The 15,201-nt window shown below is 53.8% G+C and carries 16 protein-coding genes and 3 pseudogenes; 13 read left to right on the plus strand and 6 right to left on the minus strand.

Going from position 1 to position 15,201, the window contains the following annotated elements; translation table 11 throughout:
* Positions 1-33 precede the first annotated feature (33 nt).
* From V5P19_RS12445 to V5P19_RS12475, 7 genes are all read left to right on the plus strand, one after another.
* Positions 34-1,449, plus strand: coding sequence for an aldehyde dehydrogenase family protein (locus V5P19_RS12445; protein ID WP_334403661.1), 1,416 nt, complete (start codon positions 34-36; stop codon positions 1,447-1,449).
* A 76-nt stretch (positions 1,450-1,525) separates the two neighbouring features.
* Complete coding sequence (locus V5P19_RS12450) at positions 1,526-1,849, plus strand: antibiotic biosynthesis monooxygenase (RefSeq protein WP_334403662.1); 324 nt, start codon at positions 1,526-1,528, stop codon at positions 1,847-1,849.
* The gene (locus tag V5P19_RS12455; RefSeq protein ID WP_334403663.1) at positions 1,842-2,237 is read left to right on the plus strand and encodes an amino acid-binding protein; all 396 of its coding nucleotides are present in this window, start codon (positions 1,842-1,844) and stop codon (positions 2,235-2,237) included. Before V5P19_RS12450 ends, V5P19_RS12455 begins: the two co-directional genes overlap by 8 nt.
* Entirely contained in the window at positions 2,212-2,907 is a 696-nt protein-coding gene (locus V5P19_RS12460) for a winged helix-turn-helix domain-containing protein (protein ID WP_334403665.1), read from the plus strand. Before V5P19_RS12455 ends, V5P19_RS12460 begins: the two co-directional genes overlap by 26 nt.
* Positions 2,908-3,051: 144 nt before the next feature.
* Positions 3,052-3,522, plus strand: coding sequence for a MarR family transcriptional regulator (locus V5P19_RS12465; RefSeq protein ID WP_334403667.1), 471 nt, complete (start codon positions 3,052-3,054; stop codon positions 3,520-3,522).
* Positions 3,519-4,586 (plus strand): HlyD family secretion protein, encoded by a 1,068-nt coding sequence (locus tag V5P19_RS12470; RefSeq protein ID WP_334404157.1) that lies wholly within the window; start codon positions 3,519-3,521, stop codon positions 4,584-4,586. Before V5P19_RS12465 ends, V5P19_RS12470 begins: the two co-directional genes overlap by 4 nt.
* Positions 4,576-5,652, plus strand: a complete 1,077-nt coding sequence (locus V5P19_RS12475; protein ID WP_334403669.1) for a DUF2955 domain-containing protein — start codon at positions 4,576-4,578, stop codon at positions 5,650-5,652. The genes V5P19_RS12470 and V5P19_RS12475 overlap by 11 nt, the downstream gene beginning before the upstream one ends.
* Here V5P19_RS12475 and V5P19_RS12480 read toward each other — a convergent pair.
* Complete coding sequence (locus V5P19_RS12480; protein WP_334403671.1) at positions 5,649-6,920, minus strand: DUF445 domain-containing protein; 1,272 nt, start codon at positions 6,918-6,920, stop codon at positions 5,649-5,651. The genes V5P19_RS12475 and V5P19_RS12480 overlap by 4 nt on opposite strands.
* 224 nt (positions 6,921-7,144) lie before the next feature.
* On the opposite strand from V5P19_RS12480, the gene V5P19_RS12485 reads away from it, so the two are divergent.
* The 3 genes and pseudogenes from V5P19_RS12485 to V5P19_RS12495 all read left to right on the plus strand — a co-directional run bounded on the left by V5P19_RS12485 (position 7,145) and on the right by V5P19_RS12495 (position 8,522).
* Entirely contained in the window at positions 7,145-7,513 is a 369-nt protein-coding gene (locus tag V5P19_RS12485; protein ID WP_334403674.1) for a tlde1 domain-containing protein, read from the plus strand.
* Position 7,514: 1 nt separating this feature from the next.
* On the plus strand, positions 7,515-8,030 hold the full coding sequence (locus V5P19_RS12490) for a hypothetical protein (RefSeq protein WP_334403676.1): 516 nt from the start codon (positions 7,515-7,517) through the stop codon (positions 8,028-8,030).
* Positions 8,031-8,522: pseudogene (locus tag V5P19_RS12495) on the plus strand (Hcp family type VI secretion system effector).
* A gap of 21 nt (positions 8,523-8,543) precedes the next feature.
* Here the strand turns inward: V5P19_RS12495 and V5P19_RS12500 are convergent.
* Both V5P19_RS12500 and V5P19_RS12505 read right to left on the minus strand, forming a co-directional pair.
* Positions 8,544-9,170 carry a LysE family translocator gene (locus tag V5P19_RS12500; RefSeq protein WP_334403678.1) on the minus strand — a complete coding sequence of 209 codons (627 nt, stop codon included), beginning with the start codon at positions 9,168-9,170 and terminating at the stop codon, positions 8,544-8,546.
* Positions 9,171-9,218: 48 nt separating this feature from the next.
* A complete protein-coding gene (locus tag V5P19_RS12505; RefSeq protein ID WP_334403681.1) occupies positions 9,219-9,962 on the minus strand; it encodes an AraC family transcriptional regulator in 744 nt (247 codons plus the stop codon).
* Positions 9,963-10,116: 154 nt separating this feature from the next.
* Here V5P19_RS12505 and V5P19_RS12510 point away from each other — a divergent pair, with 154 nt between their 5' ends.
* On the plus strand, positions 10,117-11,487 hold the full coding sequence (locus V5P19_RS12510; RefSeq protein WP_334403683.1) for an NAD-dependent succinate-semialdehyde dehydrogenase: 1,371 nt from the start codon (positions 10,117-10,119) through the stop codon (positions 11,485-11,487).
* Between the two features lie 57 nt (positions 11,488-11,544).
* Here the strand turns inward: V5P19_RS12510 and V5P19_RS12515 are convergent, their stop codons facing one another.
* A complete protein-coding gene (locus V5P19_RS12515; protein WP_334403685.1) occupies positions 11,545-12,090 on the minus strand; it encodes a YfaZ family outer membrane protein in 546 nt (181 codons plus the stop codon).
* A 549-nt stretch (positions 12,091-12,639) separates the two neighbouring features.
* On the opposite strand from V5P19_RS12515, the pseudogene V5P19_RS12520 reads away from it, so the two are divergent.
* Positions 12,640-13,332, plus strand: a pseudogene (locus V5P19_RS12520) (hypothetical protein).
* A gap of 231 nt (positions 13,333-13,563) precedes the next feature.
* A pseudogene (locus tag V5P19_RS12525) lies at positions 13,564-13,957 on the plus strand (Hcp family type VI secretion system effector).
* A 47-nt stretch (positions 13,958-14,004) separates the two neighbouring features.
* Here V5P19_RS12525 and yjiA read toward each other — a convergent pair.
* Positions 14,005-14,958: a GTPase gene (yjiA, locus tag V5P19_RS12530; RefSeq protein WP_334403687.1), complete on the minus strand. Its 954-nt coding sequence runs from the start codon at positions 14,956-14,958 to the stop codon at positions 14,005-14,007.
* Between the two features lie 10 nt (positions 14,959-14,968).
* Positions 14,969-15,172: a YbdD/YjiX family protein gene (locus V5P19_RS12535; RefSeq protein ID WP_003856610.1), complete on the minus strand. Its 204-nt coding sequence runs from the start codon at positions 15,170-15,172 to the stop codon at positions 14,969-14,971.
* Positions 15,173-15,201 lie beyond the last annotated feature (29 nt).

The raw sequence follows: 15,201 nt of genomic DNA on the forward strand, positions 1-15,201 counted from the left end.
CAGACTGTGCCCATCCAGCCTGAGGAGGTTTATATGCACCATATCGAACAGATCTTTATTAACGGCGAGTTTGTTATCCCGCACGGTACGGAACGTTTTGATTTGTACAACCCGGCAACGGCGCAGGTGATGGGGCAGGTCCGGCTAGCGGACGAGGTTGACGCAGAGCGTGCGATTGCTGCCGCCAAAGCGGCCTTCCCGGCATGGTCGCAGACCTCAAAACAGGCGCGCATTGCCGCGCTGAAACGCATGCATGCAGCCGTTGCTGTCCGTCACGATGACCTGCTGGCAGCGGTTATTGAAGAGTACGGTGCGCCCGCCTCGCGCTCGGCGTGGATGGCCAGCTATCCGGCGGACGTGATTGCTCAGGCCATTGAGGCGCTGGAGGCATTTGAGTTCGAGAAGACGGCGGGTGCCGCGACGGTACAAATGACGCCGCTTGGCGTGGCGGGGCTTATCACCCCATGGAACAGCGACGCGGGCTTTATCTGCGGCAAACTTGCGGCAGCCCTTGCTGCGGGGTGCACGGCGGTGATTAAACCCAGCGAGATGAGCGCGCTGCAGACCCGGGTTATCACCGAGGCGCTCCGCGATGCCGCGCTGCCCCCGGGCGTTTTTAATATCATCACGGGCCGGGGGGAGACGGTGGGTGAGATCCTCAGTCGTCATCCGGACGTAGCAAAAATTTCGTTTACCGGTTCGACCAACACCGGCAAAGCGATCCTGCGTAACGCGGCGGAGAGCTTTAAGCGCGTTACGCTTGAATTGGGCGGCAAATCGCCGACGATCCTGCTTGATGATGTCGATCTGAAGCTGGCGATCCCGCGGGTTATCCAGGCCGGGTTTATGAACAGCGGGCAGGCTTGCGTGGCCGGGACGCGCATCCTGGTACCGCTGTCGCGGAAAGTGGAAATCGAGGAGGCGCTGGCGCTGGCCGTCACGGGAGTGAAATCCGGCGATCCGCGCGATAATGCGACGGACGTCGGGCCGATGGTCAGTGAAAAACAGTGGCAGCGGGTACAGGGCTATATTCGCAAAGGAATTGAAGAAGGCGCGCGCCTGCTGGCGGGTGGAGAAGGACGGCCAGCCGGTACGCAGCACGGGTGGTTTGTTCGCCCGACGCTGTTTACCGAGGTGAGCAACCAGATGACCATTGCCCGAGAAGAGATTTTTGGCCCGGTGCTGTGCATCATTCCTTATCAGGATGAGGCCGAGGCGATCGCCATTGCTAACGATACGGAGTACGGCCTGAGCGCGCTGGTGTTGGGCAGGGACGTGGAGTGTGCGCGTCGTGTGGCGCAGCAGATCCTTTCTGGTCGGGTGCTGGTGAACACGCTTGCTCATGAACCGAAAGCGCCATTTGGCGGGTTTAAGCACTCCGGCGTGGGGCGTGAAATGGGCGAGTGGGGAATCGGTGCATTTATGGAGCCGAAGTCGATCCTTGGTTAAAACACTTCGCTCCTCACCGAAGCATCACGCTTTCCGATCCTGCACGCTCTGCTGAACATCACAACGGAGAGACCCCATGATCGCAGTCCTTTTCGAAGCCAAAGCCGAGCCTGCTCATCAGGCGCGCTATCTGCAGCTGGCCGCCGAACTTACCCCCCTGCTTGTGGGTATCGAGGGCTTTATCGATATCGAACGATTCCAGAGCCTGACGACCAAAGGCAAAATCCTCTCCCTCTCCTGGTGGCGGGACGAAGACGCTATCCGTAACTGGAAACAGAACGTGCTTCACCAGGCCGCGCAGGACGAGGGGCGAGAGTCGATCTTCGCGCACTACCGAATTCGCGTGGCGCAGGTCGTGCGGGAATACACCTCTGAAACTGGGGGGCGTGCGGATGTATGACGTTCATGTGATGTTTAACGATACGCCAGGGGAACTGGCGCGCTTTGGTCAACTGCTGGGGCGTAACGGCGTTGGGCTGGAAGGCGGCGGCGTCTTCGGCACAGAGGCGCATTTCCTGGTTGATGAGGGTGAAAAAGCCCGTATTGTCCTGCTTGAGGCGGGATTCAGGGTGCAGGCGGTGCGCAAACCGCTGATCGGCAAACTGAAGCAGGAACGGCCCGGCGAGCTGGGCGAGATAGCAGCAGCGCTGGCCACACAGGGCGTGTCTATCCTGACTCAGTACAGTGACCATGCAAACCACCTTATTCTGCTGACGGATAATGATAAGCTGGCCGCAGAGATCATCAAACCCTGGGCGCCCCATGCTAAAGACGAGCTTACCTCCTGACAGCGGCGCGGTACTGGAACACGCCATCGCGACGGTAGCTGCCGCGATGGCCGATCCGTCGCGCGTGAAAATGCTCTGCGCGTTGATGGACGGTCGGGCGTGGACGGCTACCGAGCTGAGCACGGCGGCGGATGTCGCCCCTTCTACCGCCAGCGGACACCTCGCCCGGCTGCTGGAGGGGAAGCTCATTAGCTGTCTTTCGCAAGGGCGGCATCGCTACTATCGTCTCGCGGGGCATGACGTGGCGGAGCTGGTCGAGCAGATGATGGGGCTTTCCTGGAGCCGTATCGCGCCGCCGGAAACCCGCACGCCGACATCGATGCGTGAAGCACGCACCTGTTATGACCATCTGGCGGGTACCGTCGCCGTGCAGATCTATGATTTCATGCAGGCGGAGCGCTGGCTTGAGGCAGACGGCACCGCGCTGACTCTGTATGGGCGCGAGCAGTTCCTGAAGCTCGGTATTCCATTAAGCCCCCACCCGCGACGCAAGGCCTGCTGTGGATGCCTGGACTGGAGCGAACGACGGTTCCATCTGGGCGGTGAGGCGGGCGCCGCTTTATTTACCTGTCTGGACGCTAAAGGCTGGATCCAGCGGGTTGCGGGTTATCGGGAGGTTGTGGTGACGCCTGCGGGCAGGCGCGCCGTTAAGCGTCATTTTAGCCGCTAACATGCCCGGTGGTGCTGCGCTTATCGGGCTGACCTAACCCTCTCACCGGCCGTTCCTTTCGCAATTCCTGCTCTTTCAACTCTTGTTTCTTGATACTTACCCTGATAACTATTATCTTGCCGGGGTAATACGAGAGGATTTCCTATGAGTGAAGAAGCGCTGTTTAGCCGCAGGCCGATGGGCATGCGGATGGCAATGGTCGTGCGCCAGTGGCGTGCGGTGATAGATGATGCCATTCTCGATACCGGGTTAACCCAGTCGAGCTGGACGGTAATGATGCAGCTTCAGCAGCTTGGGGAGAACGTCTCGGTCAGCGAGCTGGCGGAAGTGCAGGGAATCGAGCTGCCGCCGCTCATGCGTACGCTGACCCAGTTGGAGAAGCAGGGTTACCTGCTGCGCACCGTGTCGCCTTACGACAAGCGTATCCGGCTGCTGACGCTGACGCCTGAGGGAAAGGGCGTTCTTGAAAGGTTGACTCAGGTTATTGAGACATTTCAGGCTCGCGTATCGCAAAACATCGCGCCGGAACATATCGACATTTTCAGCGCTACATTGAATCAAATCGCCTGCAATTTGCGGACAATCCGCGAAGAAGATAACAAGACCGAAAAATAATGACTCCTGAACAAAAGTTTGCCCGCTGGGTAAGGGTAAGTATTGCCTCTTTCCTGCTGATGTTTGTCTACTTTATCGTCGCGGATATCTGGATCCCGCTGACGCCGGACTCCACCGTGATGCGCGTGGTGACGCCGGTGTCTGCGCGTGTCTCCGGCTATGTGGCGGCCGTCCACGTGCATAACAACAGCCAGGTAAAGAAAGGCGATCTGCTGTTTGAGCTGGATGATACGCCGTTTCGCAACAAGGTCGAAGCGGCACAAATCGCGCTGGAACAGGCTCGTCTTTCCAACGATCAGCTGGATGCGCAGATCGCCTCTGCCCAGGCCAGCCTGAAAACTGCTGTGCTAACCGCGCGCAACGATAAAGTGACCTTCGATCGTTACCAGAAGCTCAGCACACTGCAGAACGTCTCGCAATCCGATCTGGATAAAGTGCGCACCGCCTGGCAGAGCAGCGAGCAGTCCGTCAGCTCCCTTCAGGCGAACATCCATAATCTGCGTATCCAGCGCGGCGAGCGCGATGAACACCGCAACGTCACGCTGCAAAAATACCGCAACGCCCTTGATGAGGCGGAGTTAAACCTTGGCTGGACGAAGGTCTATGCCCAGGTGGACGGCACGGTGAGTAACCTGCAGTTAAGCCCTGGCTTTTATGCTTCTTCCGGTTCGGCGTCGCTGGCGCTGGTGAACAACCAGATTGATATCGTGGCGGATTTTCGTGAAAAGAGCCTGCGTCATACCCATCAGGGCACCGACGCGGCAGTGGTGTTTGATGCCTTTCCGGGGCGGGTGTTCCGCGCCCACGTGACCAGCAGCGATGCGGGGATCCTCGCCGGGCAGGAAGCGGTGAACGGTGAGCTGTCTCAGCCGGAAACCTCGAACCGCTGGGTACGCGATGCCCAGCGCATGCGCATCCACGTGGCGCTGGACGAAGAATTGCCGAAGCATTTGCCGACCGGCGCGCGCGCTACCGTGCAGCTCTACAACAGTGAAGGGCCGTTCGCGCGCTTCTTCTCCGGCATGCAAATCCATCTGGTGAGCCTGCTTCACTATGTCTATTAGTACTCTGGCGCGGGTGTTTACCCCGCACGGCAATATCGTCTACACGGCAAATGACTTTCGTCAGACCCTGCGCATCGTCTTTGCCGGGATGATTGCGCTCAGCGTCTCCAGCTTTTACAACACCACCTACGGCGTCTTTTTCGTGGTCTACCCGATCATGCTCCTGTCGCTGGTGCCGGTATTTAACCGCCACGTGGCGAAGCAGTTTATCTTTAGCGCCTCGCTGAACTGCGTCGAAATGGTGCTTATCATCGGCTATCTGTCGCAATGGCCGGTCATCATGACGCTGGTGGTGTTTGCCCTGTACGTGATGCGATTTCGTTTTATGAGTAAGGGGCCTCTTTTCCTGTTCGGATCGATGGGCGTGGTGTGCCAGAGCGTGATGCTCAACTTTATGAGTTATCCCACCACCAGCTGGCACACGCTGCTGTTTTCCAATATCGAAGCGAGCGTGATGGCGGTGTGCCTGAGCGCGCTGATGAACTATCTGCTGCCGGACGTTGAGCCTCGCAAGCCGCCGCCGCTGATTGAGAAAGACGACGCCCGCGTGCGCCATGAGTCGCTGCTCTCCGGCACTGTCGCGACGCTGATTTTCGTTGTTTTTCAGATGAGCGATCTGAGCGACTCGCTTTCGGCGCTAATGGCGGGGGTATTAATCCTGTTCCCGATGCACTATCGCGGGGCGGTGATGAGCTCCGTGTGGCGCGTGGTTGGCGTGGTGCTGGGGTGTCTCTATATTCTGGTGGTACAGCTGATTCTGTACGATCACAGCAGCCATATGCTGCTGATGATGCCGCTCATCGGCCTCGGGCTGGCGTTTGGCGCGCGGCTGCACGTGATGGAAAAGGTCGGTGCAGGCGTTGGCTTTGCCAGCATCACCACCATCGGCATTATGTTCGGACAGAATATGCACCCGGACAGCGACCTCGTGTTTAGCGATCTGTACCGCATCACCTCCGTCACCTTTGCGCTGGTGACGACCCTGACGATGGTGTTTCTGGTGCACCTGATCCTCAATCGCTTTGAGGCGACGCGCTACGTCATTGCGCCGCCAAAAGCGGATTAATGCGCAAGCACGGCGGGCAGTTGCGAAAGTAAAAACAGGATCAGGCCAATCGTCCCGCCCACCAGCGTGCCGTTGACGCGAATAAACTGCAGATCTTTGCCGATGTTGAGCTCAATCTGGCGGGACATGTCTTTGGCATCCCAGCTTTTGACCGTGTCGCTAATGTGGCGCGTAAGAAACGCCGCGAAATCCGGCGCCACGCGGTGTGCAGCCTGTTCCAGATGCTCGTTCAGGGACGCCCGCAGGTTGGCATCATTGGAGAGCGTTTCGCCAAACCAGAGTCCGGCATTGGCGATGCGCTGCTTCACGCGTGAATCTTCACTTTGCATATCGCTTTTCAGCCACTGGCGCAGGTCGGCCCACATCTCGCCCAGATAGCGGTTAAACGCTTCGTCGTTCTTCAGGTAGTGCTTGATGTTCTCCGCTTTCTCCGCCATTTCCGGATCGTTTTTCAGGTTGTCGATAAACTTCAGCGTAGCGCGGTCGAACGCCTGGCGGATCTGGTGCGTGCGGTCGTGGCTGATATCGTCCAGCAGGGCATTTACCGCGTTCGAAACCATCTCCGCACTCTGGTCGCCCAACCACTCGGTGGGGAGCACCATCGCCTTGCGCGGGTGCTCGGTCTTCAGCCAGTGGACAATCTGAGTGGCGATAAATTCTCGCGAGCTTTCGCGCTGAATCAACGTAATCAGGCGGTTAATAATGGCGTCCAACAACACCTGATGGCGGTTATTTTTGGTCATGCTTTCCAGCATCGCGGCGCTGGTCTCCGTGAAGTCGACTTTATCAATGGCCTTATGCACCGCCCGTTTGAGCAGGCGCTGGATGCGCCCGTCGTCGGTGAGTTCCAGAAAACCGCTCATCACCTGTATCAGATGCTGCCCGACCCGCTGGGCGTTGTAGGGCTTGCTGAACCAGCTACCAATCATTTGCGCCGGTTCGTAGCGCCGGATCAACGCCACCAGCGACTGGGTATCAAGAAACTTTTCCTGCACGAACAACCCAAGGTTGTCGCCGATTCGGTCTTTATTTCTCGGGATGATCGCCGTATGGCGGGCGATAAATGGAATCGGCACCCGGCGGAACAGCGCGACCACCGCAAACCAGTCTGCCAGCGCCCCAACCATCGCCGCCTCGGCAATGGCCTTCGCACCGCGTACCCAGAAGGTTTGTGGCAGAAAGAGAGTGGTGATAAACGCCGCGACGGCAATCAGCAGCAGCGACAGCGCCAGCAGCTTGGCGCGTTTGAGTTCGGTATGTTTTTCCATGGGTTAAGGATAGAGGTAAGTGAACCAAAAGTGCAAAGCTTGTGTTAAGTGAGGAAGATGTATTCTCTGGGTGAACAGGCCGCTATTATATTAAAAATATATGCATTGAAATTATCCATTATTAATTTTCTATATTTTTGTGCTCATTCATTATCGACCGAGAGGTTTTGTGACCGTTGAGATGATTTTAACTCTCTGGATAGTCATAAGATAAAGGACAATGAGTGAAGGCGGCGTTATTAATGACATGGGAATATAAAGTATCGACAGGGGTATTAAGTCACAATGGAGAATTTGTTACTAACTGCTATAGCGGTGCTGGCGAATCGAAAGATAAACCTGAATGCGAACGACAACGAAACAGTGGGCCCATACCAAGAGGTGTTTATTTTATTGCCGGGTGGAATAATCACAAAAGTGCAGAGGCAATTATCCTTGAACCTATAGCGGGGACCAATACTTTTGGTCGAGATCATTTTCAAATCCATGGCGATAAGAAAGGTCAACTACCAGGTGCAGCATCTGCAGGTTGTATCATTATGAACGGTCAGGACAAACGACATATGATTCGGGTAACACAATACTGGTGGTGAGATGATGAAATATCGCATTGTATTTTTCTTCTTGTTTTACCCCCTATGTTTATTTGCAAACGGTCATCTACCTGAACAGATTTTGCAAATGATAAATGACAACGGTGCCAGGTCAGTTGTAACGGAACTGGATGCAAATGATCGCGGTGAGTCGGCAGGGTGGAATCTTGTGATCCCGGAGATAAGTAAAGGTACTCATGCATGGTTAGCAGTAGCGAGTGCACTTGAACCAGGTGTGGATGCCAGTACGGCTGAAGATCTGAAAGCGGCTCTTTCTAAAGCTATCCCACATAATCCTGCAGGTGTGTTGGCAATCTTAAAAGACGATAAACCGTTGCTCACAATTGCACAGATCTGCGCTTTCGCAAATTTTCCGGAGACAGAAGCAGAGAGCAATAAGCTTTTTGTCGATTCAATCAGGGAGATGTTTAAGATTAAAAGCACAGAGGGTAAAAAATGTCTCGCCGTTATGATCGAAACCGTTGAACACTCAGTTCCCTTCGATAAGGATATTTAAATGGCTATTCCAGTATATATGTCATTAACTGACGAGATGGGTAATATCATAAAAGGCAGCGTGAGTGTCAAAGACCGTGAAAACCAGATTGAGGTTTCGGGACTCTTTCATAATGTGAGTTATCACTCTGACCTACATAATGGAAGAGCAGTGAGCAAGCGCCAGCATCGTCCTTTTCTTATTGAGAAAGAAATTGATGCTTCAAGCGTTTTGCTAAACAAAGCGTTGAGTACAGGGGGGAACGCTCAGGAAAGCGGCTATTGATCTTTACAGAATTAATAATGCCGGCCAGGAAGAAATCTATTTTACGATAACGCTGGAAGAGGTGAAGATAGTCACATTGTTTTCATTGATGCATGACGTTAAAGATACTTATCATGAAAACAAGGGCATCTTGAGCTTATTCTGCTTCGTTATGAAAAGATCACCTGGCACTATCGTGACGGTAACGTTATCCATTCTGATGATTGGGATTATCGGTTAGGCGCTTAAGAAGAACAGGTTAAAATCCGTTCATAGCAACCGCCACAACACCCCACCACCAAACGCCATCAGCACCACCCCTGCCGTGCGCTCAATCAACCAGAGCGAGCGGCTGAGTTTCTGTTGAACCGCGGGCATCCCCATCAGCGACACCAGCGCCAGATCCCATACCAGCACCACCATCACCATCCAGACGCCGCATGTCGACTGCTGAAGCAGCGTGACGTCCGGCCCCAGTAGGGCCGTCATCAGCGCCAGATAGAACAGCGCATTCTTCGGATTAAGCAGCGCCGAACCGAGCCCCAGCAGGAACTGCTTGCGCAGCGGGGGAAAGCGCTGGTGGGTTTCATTCAGCGCCAGTACTTGAGGTCGGCTGCGCACCAGATGCGAACCTATCCACAGCAGATACAGCGCGCCGCAAAGTTGGATAAGCGTAAACAGCCACGTAAACTGGCGAAGCGCACTCCAGCCGAGAATCACCAGCAGGATATACACGCCGTTGCCCGCGGCGATGCCCAGACACAGTCCGGCGCTGCCGCGCAGTCGGTAGCGTGCGGCGTAGCCCACCAGCAGGAAGAAATCCGGGCCCGGGCTTAACAGGGCAAAAAAATGCGCCAGCGCCAGGGCGAGAAAAGCGGAAGGGAATAACAGTTCCATAGCAACCTCATTGTGAAAATCTGAGGTCAGACTACGGTGATGCAAACGCTATTTATTGTCCGATATTGATCTGCCGGTGGCGTACTGGCGAGGCGTGGCGGCGGTATAGCTCACGAAGGTTTTATGGAAATGGCTCTGATCGGCAAAGCCGCTCTGATAGCCGACGTCGGCGAGGTCATCTCCGGCGCGCAGGCGTGCTTTAGCGAATTCCACGCGCGAGACGTTGAGAAAATTGCCCGGCGTCAGCCCGGTATCCTGTTTAAAGGTGCGTATTAGCGTCTCCTTACGCAGTGAAAATCGTTGTGCAAGCTCGTCGAGTGACGGCGGTGAACTCAGGTCAGAGAGATAGGCCTGCCGTAACTGCTGGCTGGTGGGACGCAGGGGAGGCAAGACATCGGCGCGATGGGGAAGTGCAGAGAGCAGCGCGTCCAGGGCCGGTGCCGAAAATGTCTCGACAATATCAAGGTAATGATTAAACAGCGTTTCGTTTCGAATCACCTCTAGCGCGAGAGGAAGCTCCGCATCGACATAAAGCATGTGGTAGCTGCGCGGCTGTCCCGCTATCGGGTTGCAGCTGTGAGGAACATAAGCCGGGATGACGATGATATCGCCAGGATTAAGCATGTACTCCCTGTCATAAACTGTGCAGCATGTTTGGCCTTCCATTATCGCCCCGATCGCGTGCTGGGGGTGACAATGACGCTTATAGGCCTGGGTGCTCTGCCACGAGCTGCGCAGTTCAAGGCCGAAGGCGCGATGGAAGGTCTGCTGAACGTGTCGGGTAGCCGTCATAGGAACTCCTGTTGGGAATAATTTTTTATACCATGTCTGCGGGCCAACGGGCAGCCGCTCGTTAAGAACGTTCCGGATATACCCAACTTTACGTCCATAGCCAGTCATGTTGACTACCCTTAATACCCTAAGCGGTAATTTAAGGAGATTCGATATGGCTTATCAGACAGTAAATCCTGCCACCAACCAGCTCATCAAAGAATATCCCTCCCACACTGATGCAGACATCGAGGCGGCGCTGAACGCCGCCGATGCGCTTTACCATTCCGACTGGGCGAAAGGCGATATTGAGCAACGTCTGCCGGTGCTGCATAAGCTCGCCGATCTCATTGACGAGCGCGTGGAGGAGCTGGCAAAAATCGCCAGTCAGGAGATGGGTAAGCTCATCGAACAAAGCCGTGGCGAAGTGAAGCTGTGCGCGCAAATCGCCCGCTATTATGCCGATAACGCGAAGCAGTTCCTGGCGCCAGTGAAGTACAAGACCGAGCTGGGTGAAGCCTGGGTGGAACATCACCCCATCGGCGTGCTGATGGCCGTTGAGCCGTGGAACTTCCCTTATTACCAGCTGATGCGCGTTCTGGCACCCAACCTGGCAGCGGGCAACCCGGTTATCGCCAAACATGCCAGCATCGTGCCGCACTGTGCGGAGACGTTTGCACACCTGGTGCGTGAAGCCGGTGCGCCGGAAGGGGCCTGGACGAACCTGTTTATCTCTTCGGATCAGGTCGCGAACATCATTGCTGACGAGCGCGTGCAGGGTGCTGCGCTGACGGGGTCCGAAAAAGCCGGTAGCGTGGTCGCGGCGCAGGCGGCGAAGCATATAAAGAAATCGACCCTCGAACTGGGCGGTAACGATGTGTTCGTGGTGCTGGACGATGCCAACCTGGATAAAGCGGTGAAGATTGGCGTTAACGCGCGGCTCAATAACGCCGGGCAGGTCTGTACCGCAGCGAAGCGTTTTATTCTTCACGAGAAAATCGCCGACGCGTTCCTGACCCAATTCACCGAGGCGTTTAAGCAGGTGAAAATTGGCGACCCGCTGGACGAGAGCACCACTCTGGGGCCGCTGTCATCTAAAGATGCGCTGGAGACATTGACCAAACAGGTCAACGAAGCGGTGAAAAACGGTGCGAAACTGCACTATGGCGGTAAGCCGGTTCAGCGTGACGGGAGTTTCTTTGAGCCAACCATACTGACGAATATCTCCCGCGACAACCCGGCGTACTTCGAAGAGTTCTTCGGCCCGGTAGCGCAGATATACGTGGTGAAAAGTGACGACGAAGCGATCGCGCTGGCGAACGACTCCCACTATGGTCTGGGCGGCGCGGTGTTCAGCGAGGATATTGAACGGGCGAAGAAAATGGCGTCGCGTATTGAGACCGGTATGGTGTACATCAACTGGCTGACTGATACGGCGGCAGAACTGCCTTTCGGCGGCGTGAAGCGTTCCGGCTACGGGCGCGAGCTGTCGGATCTGGGGATCAAAGAGTTTGTGAACCAGAAGCTGGTGGTCGTGCGTAAGTAACCTGAGTCAAAAAAAAAACCTGCCAACTGGCAGGTTTTTTTTGGTCTGTGCGCAGGCTTAGAAGCTTACGCCGCCGCCGAAGTAGGCGCCGTCGATCAGGGTGTGGTTTGGACGACCGTCTTTACCATCAACGCTCACGTGGCGATAACCCACTTTCAGCGTAACAGGTTTGATAGGGGACCAGCTTACGCCGCCGTTCGCTTCGACGTAGTTTTTCACGCTGTTGTTCAGCCCGTCTGGTGCAACGTAACCTTCACCAAACACGTTAATGCTGTCGGTCAGGGCCACGTTCACGCCGCCGCCAATCGGGAAGGCTACGCCGTTATCGCCTTTTTTCGGGCCGATATAGATGGCTTTCGCGCCTGCATTCAGCATCACCGGGCCGACTTCGACGTTGTAACCTGCGCCAACGCCACCGGTCTGGGTGCCGTCATCGGTATTTTTGAGCCAGTTACCTTCGGTATACAGGCCAGAAGAGGATTTGCCCATTTCCACATTCAGGTTGGTAAAGTTTTTACCCTGTTCGATGCTGCCGCCCATTGCCAGTGCGGAGCCCGATACGGCGGTCAGTGCGGAAAGGATAAGAACGTTGAGCTTTTTCATGAGTGTTTCCTCGTCATCAAATTAATCTGAGGACACCTTAACAAGCGATGTTTATGACTGCAAATGTGATGGAGGTCGCGGTTTTATGCTGACTTTGTTAATGAAACTGTTTTTGGATGTTGTTAGATAGTTGGTTAATCACAACGTCAATACGTAATGTTTTGGCGTTTAGAATAAGTTTAATTTTTTTTCTAAACAGAGGTTGAACGGGCAAAGGATATTGATTCAATGTGCATTAATTGAATTTCTAATAATTTCCAAATGTGTTTCAGTTGTAATGGATAAATACGTAAATTTACATTTATCTGATTAAAGTCTACTCAATGAGGCATCATATATACGTATTGAAAGCACGAATTTTTTGCCGTGAATTACATAAGGCCAGAAAGAAGGCATGTAGGACGTTTGTGATTTTTAGGTTGGTTGAAACGATCTCTTATCCATTTAAATTCTGATCGCGATCGCAAAGGGAACGTTGCATCTCCATTTACTCGATACCGGGTTGTATATACACTTTTTCCAGGATGGAATTAATGCCAGGGAGAGACCCTGTATTACAGGAACGACGTCATTCGTTATTTACAGTCAAACAATATTCTCGCATCGAAACTCGACCACGCGGTCGTGGGCGTAAGGGACGCGGTAGCTAACCAAATTGGGACAATCGAGGCGGGCGTAAAGCGGGCACTTTATTACACGTCCTGCTTTACGGATGAGTATCAGGATGTTTGTAAAAGGCAACGAACTGAAGACCTACGATTTCTCTACGGTGTAACCTATCTTTTACAACAAAGAGATGTTGTTTATGAAATACTCAAAGTATATTTTGAAGAAATATTTAAGCATCGAACCTCTGAACAGCTAGAGCGTATTAAGCATATGTTGATGGCGGCGAATGTGCATAAAGCTGCTAGCTCGCTTTCCCGTGTAGGGTTCACATTAGCTACGGCGACGTCTGTCGCTATGGGTCTGGGTCTTAGGCATGAGTTGAGTGTCTTTACAGGACGAGTAGCGGGTACAACTACTGTTGTTGCTAGTTTGTAGGGGGTTGTGCAGAAGGCAGCAGATAGCGCCTAGAGCCTCCATTTTACGCATCCCTCTTACTATGCGGCTTTATAGATGCAGGCGTTAGAAATGATGTATTTCTTAATCGAACCTGTATTTGAACGTGTAGGGGCATTAAAAGAACAATGGGCTTCAGACAGGGATATTGTAAATGTTATTACAAAGATGATTAAGTAGGGTGAATGATATACATAAAGAGAATGTTACTGTGGTTAGGTCGTCAATTATTTGCATTTTATGCACCGCAAGCATGCGTAATTGTCTTTGCGGTATCTTATATATATTTTTTTCGAGAGGGTCCTCTTTGGCCTATTGGTCTATTTTCAATATTCATAATATATATATGCCATTACGTGAAATGGTAAAAGTACGGGCACTGGTTTTGCGAAATATTAATAAGGAAATGATATGTCTACCCCCGCACACTTATGGCTCGATGATGAAAATGGTTCCCCCATTGACGGTGGCTGTTTAATGCCAACGCGTTCACAGTCCTATCACTATCGTCAAAGAATTCGACCAGACGACCCCTATCCTCTATCGTGCTGTCTGTGAAGGCCGTACCCTGAAGAAAGCAACCATCAAGATGTACCGCATTCTGGAGTCCGGCATCGAGGCTGAATATTTAAACATCATTCTTGAGAACGTAAAGCTGACAACGGTTTCGCCTTATTTGTCGCCTAATGGTCTGAGCAGCACACATCTGGAAACGCTTGAATTACGTTATGAGTCGATTACCTGGAAGTACACGCAAGGAAATATTATTTATCGCGATACATGGAACGATCGATGCACTGCCTGATGCCAACACCCTAACCCTCTCCACAAGGAGAGGGTTAGGGACCGGCGCTATTGACGTAATCCCGCAAACGCCGCCCGAATCTCTTCTTCCGGCAGCGCCAGCCCAATAAACACCATGACGCTTCGCGGCGCTTCCTCGCCCCACGGGCGATCCCAGTCGGCACTATATAAGCGCTGCACGCCCTGGAACAGCAGGCGATTCGGCTCGCCGTCAATCCACAGCATCCCTTTGTAACGCAGCAGCTTGTCGGCAAAGGAGAGCAGCAGATTTTCCATCACGCGTGAGACGTCGCTGATATCCACCGGGTAATCCAGTTCGACCACAATCGATGAGACGTCATTTTGCTTGTCGGCCATAAAGTGGAAGCGCGGTGTCGACGTGACGTTCTCTTCCAGCATAAAGCCGTTGGTATTAAACAGCTGAGACAGGTCGATGTCACCGTGGGTCACGGTGAATATCGGCGCGCGGGAATTAATACGCGTCAGACGATCGCGCAGCGTTTCGCTGTTGCCCGCCACGTCGGTTTTGGTCAGCAGGATGCGGTCGGCGTAACCCACCTGAGACTGGGCGATCGTGAACTGGTTCATCTGCTCATCAGCGTGTACTGCATCGACCAGCGCAATCACGCCGTCCAGCAGGTAGCGCTGGCAGAGGATTTCATGAGAGAAAAAGGTCTGAATAATCGGGCCGGGATCGGCCATGCCGGTGCATTCAATCACCAGACGGTCGAAGTCGATGTCACCGTGGTCGCGGCTGTCGAGCAAATCGAGAAGGGCGTCTTCTAATTCGTTAGAGCGGGTACAGCATATGCAGCCGTTGGTCAGGGTTTTGATCTGGGTAGCGCGATCGCCAATCAGCTGGTCGTCTACCGAGACTTCGCCGAACTCGTTTTCGATGACGGCGATTTTGAAGCCGTGCTGTTCGTTCAGAATGTGGCGCAGCAGGGTAGTTTTACCTGCGCCGAGAAAACCGGTCAGCAGGGTGACGGCAATCGGGGTCATGGTCTCTCCTTTAGCAGCAGCGTACGCCGCCTTCTCCACTTCCGCCGTAGCGTGCTTCCTGACGCTCGCGGAAGAATTCGGTGTAGGTCATGTACGGCTTATCCGGATGATTGGTCTTCATATGCTCAACGTAGTTGTCATAGTCCGGAATGCCAATCAGCATTTTCGCCGCCTGACCGAGATATTTTTTCGCTTCGCCTAAGTTACCAAACATAATACGTCCTGATAAGAAAAAGCCCGGTG

It is taken from the genome of Enterobacter sp. UNJFSC 003 (genome assembly GCF_036903355.1).
Classification (GTDB): Bacteria; Pseudomonadota; Gammaproteobacteria; order Enterobacterales; family Enterobacteriaceae; genus Enterobacter.